Annotated in this window: 5 protein-coding genes; 3 read left to right on the forward strand and 2 right to left on the reverse strand. The window is 68.0% G+C overall.

The genetic code is table 11. The annotated features are described in order from the left end of the window. The first annotated feature begins 11 nt into the window (after positions 1–11). From ACTWQR_RS55300 to proC, 3 genes are all read left to right on the forward strand, one after another. A complete protein-coding gene (locus ACTWQR_RS55300; RefSeq protein WP_443234946.1) occupies positions 12–818 on the forward strand; it encodes an ABC transporter ATP-binding protein in 807 nt (268 codons plus the stop codon). Then, entirely contained in the window at positions 815–1,618 is an 804-nt protein-coding gene (locus ACTWQR_RS55305; RefSeq protein WP_443234942.1) for an ABC transporter permease, read from the forward strand. The genes ACTWQR_RS55300 and ACTWQR_RS55305 overlap by 4 nt, the downstream gene beginning before the upstream one ends. A 154-nt stretch (positions 1,619–1,772) precedes the next feature. Then, positions 1,773–2,582 (forward strand): pyrroline-5-carboxylate reductase, encoded by an 810-nt coding sequence (gene proC / locus ACTWQR_RS55310; RefSeq protein WP_443234943.1) that lies wholly within the window; start codon positions 1,773–1,775, stop codon positions 2,580–2,582. A gap of 69 nt (positions 2,583–2,651) precedes the next feature. On the opposite strand, the gene trpS is transcribed toward proC, so the two are convergent. Together trpS and ACTWQR_RS55320 are read right to left on the reverse strand one after the other, a co-directional pair. Then, on the reverse strand, positions 2,652–3,650 hold the full coding sequence (trpS, locus tag ACTWQR_RS55315; protein WP_443234944.1) for a tryptophan--tRNA ligase: 999 nt from the start codon (positions 3,648–3,650) through the stop codon (positions 2,652–2,654). 409 nt (positions 3,651–4,059) lie between these two features. Beyond that, on the reverse strand, positions 4,060–4,270 hold a 211-nt coding region (locus tag ACTWQR_RS55320; RefSeq protein WP_443234945.1), incomplete at its 5' end, for a hypothetical protein.

The raw sequence follows: 4,270 nt of genomic DNA on the forward strand, positions 1-4,270 counted from the left end.
GTCCATCAACCGTGGCCCGGCCCAACCCGGATACCCCCGCAGTCCACGCTGCCGACCTCACCGTCGTCCGCGGCCCCCGCCAAGTCCTCCGCGGCCTCGACTTCGACGTCCCCCGCGGCCAGATCACCGGCCTGCTCGGCCCCTCGGGATGTGGCAAATCCACCCTGATGCGGTCGATCGTCGGCACACAGGCCAAAGTCACCGGCACCCTGGACGTCCTCGGCATCCCCGCAGGCCACGCCACACTCCGCTCACGCATCGGCTATGTCACCCAAGCCCCCTCCGTCTACGACGACCTGACAGTCCGCCAGAACCTGGACTACTTCTCGGCGATCCTCGACCCCGGCCACACGGCCGCCAACCGCCGCCACGAGAACGTCACCCAGGCCATCACCGACGTGGATCTCACCTCCCACGCCGACGTCCTCGCGGCCAACCTCTCCGGTGGCCAGCGCAGCCGCGTCTCCCTCGCCGTCGCCCTCCTCGGCACTCCAGAACTCCTCGTCCTCGACGAACCCACGGTCGGCCTTGACCCCGTACTCCGCCGCGACCTGTGGAACCTCTTCCACACCATCGCCGCCGACCGAGGCGCCACCCTCCTCGTCTCCTCCCACGTCATGGACGAGGCCGAGCGCTGCCACCGCCTGCTCCTGATGCGCGAGGGCGAGATCCTCGCCGACGACACCCCGGACGCCCTGCGCGCCCAGACCGACACCGACACCGTCGAGGCCGCCTTCCTCCACCTGGTCGACGAGGCGATCGCAGCCGGCAACCAGCCCGCGACCGGTGACCAGTCCCGCAAGGAGTCCGTCCGATGATGAGCAGCACCACCACCACACATACGAGCACCAGCCCGACCGTGCCCACGAAGCCGAGCGCGATCAACTACGCCCGCACCACCGCCACCGCGACCCGAGTCCTGCGCCAGCTCCGCCACGACCCGCGCACCATCGCGCTGATGATCCTCATCCCGTGCGTGATGCTCCTGCTGCTCCGCTATGTCTTCGACGGCAGCCCGCGCACCTTCGACTCCATCGGCGCCTCACTGCTCGGCATCTTCCCCCTCATCACGATGTTCCTGGTGACCTCCATCGCCACCCTCCGCGAACGCACCTCCGGCACCTTGGAACGCCTCCTCGCCATGCCCCTTGGCAAGGCCGACCTCATCGCCGGCTACGCCCTGGCCTTCGGCGCCCTCGCCATCGTCCAGTCCGCCCTCGCCACCGGCCTCGCCGTCTGGTTTCTGGGTCTGGACGTCACGGGCTCGGCCTGGCTCCTCCTTCTCGTGGCCCTCCTCGACGCCCTGCTGGGCACGGCCCTCGGCCTCTTCGTCTCGGCCTTCGCTTCCTCGGAATTCCAGGCCGTCCAGTTCATGCCGGCCGTGATCTTCCCCCAACTCCTCCTCTGCGGCCTCTTCACCCCACGCCCCAACATGCACCCCGTCCTCGAAGCCATCTCCAACGTCCTCCCCATGTCGTACGCCGTCGACGGCATGAACGAAGTCCTCAAGCACACCGACGTCACCGCCAACTTCATCCGCGACGCCCTGATCGTCGCGACCTGCGCCCTCCTGGTCCTGACCCTCGGCGCGGCAACCCTGCGCCGCCGCACCGCGTAGGCCACGCACCGCGAAACACCGGGCGGCCCTCAGCCCGACCCAGTCCCTCCCCGCCCGAAGGCAACCGCGTCCGCCCAGCGGACACCGCCACTCACCACACGCCGCCGGTGCGAGGATGGGCCTTGGACGACGCACCCCCGAAGGGCAACCGAACATGACCCAGAAAGTCGCAGTGCTCGGCACCGGCAAGATCGGCGAGGCCCTGCTCAGCGGAATGATCCGAGCCGGATGGGCCCCCGCCGACCTCCTGGTCACGGCCCGCCGCCCCGAGCGTGCCAAGGAACTCCAGGAGCGCTACGGCGTCACCCCGGTCAGTAACCCCGAGGCAGCCAAGACCGCCGACACCCTGATCCTCACGGTCAAGCCGCAGGACATGGGCACGCTCATGGACGAACTCGCCCCGCATGTCCCCACCGACCGCCTGGTCATCAGCGGCGCCGCAGGCATCCCCACCTCCTTCTTCGAAGAGCGCCTCGCCCAGCACACCCCTGTCGTCCGTGTCATGACGAACACCCCCGCCCTCGTCGACGAGGCCATGTCGGTCATCTCCGCCGGCAGCCACGCCACCGACGAGCACCTCGCCCACGCCGAGGAGATCTTCGGCGCCGTCGGCAAGACACTCCGCGTCCCCGAGTCCCAGCAGGACGCCTGCACCGCCCTCTCCGGCTCCGGACCGGCGTACTTCTTCTACCTGGTCGAGGCCATGACAGACGCCGGCATTCTGCTCGGCCTGCCCCGCGACAAGGCCCACGACCTCATCGTCCAGTCCGCGATCGGCGCCGCCGTGATGCTCCGCGACAGCGGCGAGCATCCCGTGAAGCTCCGCGAGAACGTCACGTCCCCCGCGGGCACCACGATCAGCGCCATCCGTGAACTCGAGAACCACGGCGTACGAGCCGCCCTCATCGCCGCGCTCGAAGCGGCCCGCGACCGCAGCCGCGAACTGGCCTCCGGCAACAGCTAAGCCTCCGGCAACAGCTATAGGCGCTGGGGCCGGACTCGCTCCCGGCCCCGCCGCTCTGCGAGCCGCTCTTCAGCCTGCCGGCAGCAAACCGATCGCCCGGTACGCCGCGTCCACCCTCGGCCTCGCCATCTCTCTGGCCTTCTCCGCACCGTCCCGCAACACCCCCTCCGCGTACGCAGGATCCGCGCACAACTCCTTGTGTCTCTGCTGTACAGGCCTGAGGAGCTCCACCACGGCCTCTGCGGTGTCCTTCTTCAAAGATCCGTACGTCTCATATACACCGGCCAAGGCCTCCGGGTTCCCACCTTCACAGGCCGAAAGAATCTCCAGCAGATTCGAGACCCCGGGCCGGGCGTCGGGGTCGTACGCCACGTCCCGCCCGCTGTCGGTCACAGCCCGCATGACCTTCTTCCGGATCACCTCCGGCTCGTCGAGCAGGTAGACGATCCCGGGCCCCACGTCGTCGGACTTCCCCATCTTCGAAGTCGGTTCCTGCAGGTTCATGACCCGGGCCGCCACCTCCGGACGCGTGGCCCGAGGCACCACGAACGTATGCCCGTACCGCTGGTTGAACCGCACCGCGAGATCCCGCGTCAGTTCCACATGCTGCGTCTGGTCGTCCCCCACCGGCACCTCGTCTGTGCCGTACGCCAGGATGTCCGCCGCCATCAGCACGGGATACGTCAGCAGCGACAGCCGCACACTCCCGCCCCGCGCCCGCTCAGCCGCAGCCTTCTCCTTGTACTGGATCATCCGGCGCATCTCCCCGTCGGTGGCCACGCACTCGAGCAGATACGAAAGCCGCGCGTGCTCATCCACATGACTTTGCGCGAAGACGGTGCACAGCTTCGGATCGAGCCCCGCGGCCAGCAGCAGCGTGGCCGCCTGCCGACTGAGCCTGCGTACCCGCCCGGGATCGTGGTCCACAGTCAGCGCGTGCAGGTCGACGATGCAGAACAGCGCGTCGGCCCGGTGCTGATCGACCGCGCCCCACCGCCGCATCGCCCCCAGGTAGTTCCCCAGCGTCAGATGCCCGGTCGGCTTGACCCCGCTGAAGACCCGCTTCATTCCTCTACCTCCTGGCCGAGGCCGCCACCACCGCCGGCCGGGGCTCCAGGAGGGAGATACGAGAACGGCCGCCGAGGTGGCGGCCGTTTGAGTACACGCGTATGTACGGCCGCCGTCAGGCGGCCCACCACAGTTGGGTGCACGCGTGCGTAGTCATGGCTCCGAGGGTACGCCTCCCGAGTGGCTCCTGACATCGAGTTGACACGCCCTGGCCCGCTACGTAGTGTTCTCCGAGTTGTCCGACGTGAGCGCCGACTCCGGTTGGTCCCCGGACAGCCATTCCGCAGCAAGCACACAACGATCGACGATCCGTCGTCGGATCGTTTTCATGCGCGTTTGCGAAATGAGGAATCCGCGTTCGAAAGGACGTGACCCCGATTAGCTCGGGGGCCAGGATTCCGCTAAAGTCTCACTCGTCGGAACGGCCCAACAGCCGCGAAGACAACCCCTCTGACTGGGAATCAGGCCCGAAAGGATCTGGTAGAGTCGGAATCGCCGGAAAGGGAAACGCGAAAGCGGGAACCTGGAAAGCACCGAGGAAATCGGATACGGAAACGGTCTGATAGAGTCGGAAACGCAAGACCGAAGGGAAACGCCCGGAGGAAAGCCCCGGAGAAGGT

Source organism: Streptomyces sp. 2A115 (assembly GCF_052245575.1).
Lineage (GTDB): Bacteria > Actinomycetota > Actinomycetes > Streptomycetales > Streptomycetaceae > Streptomyces.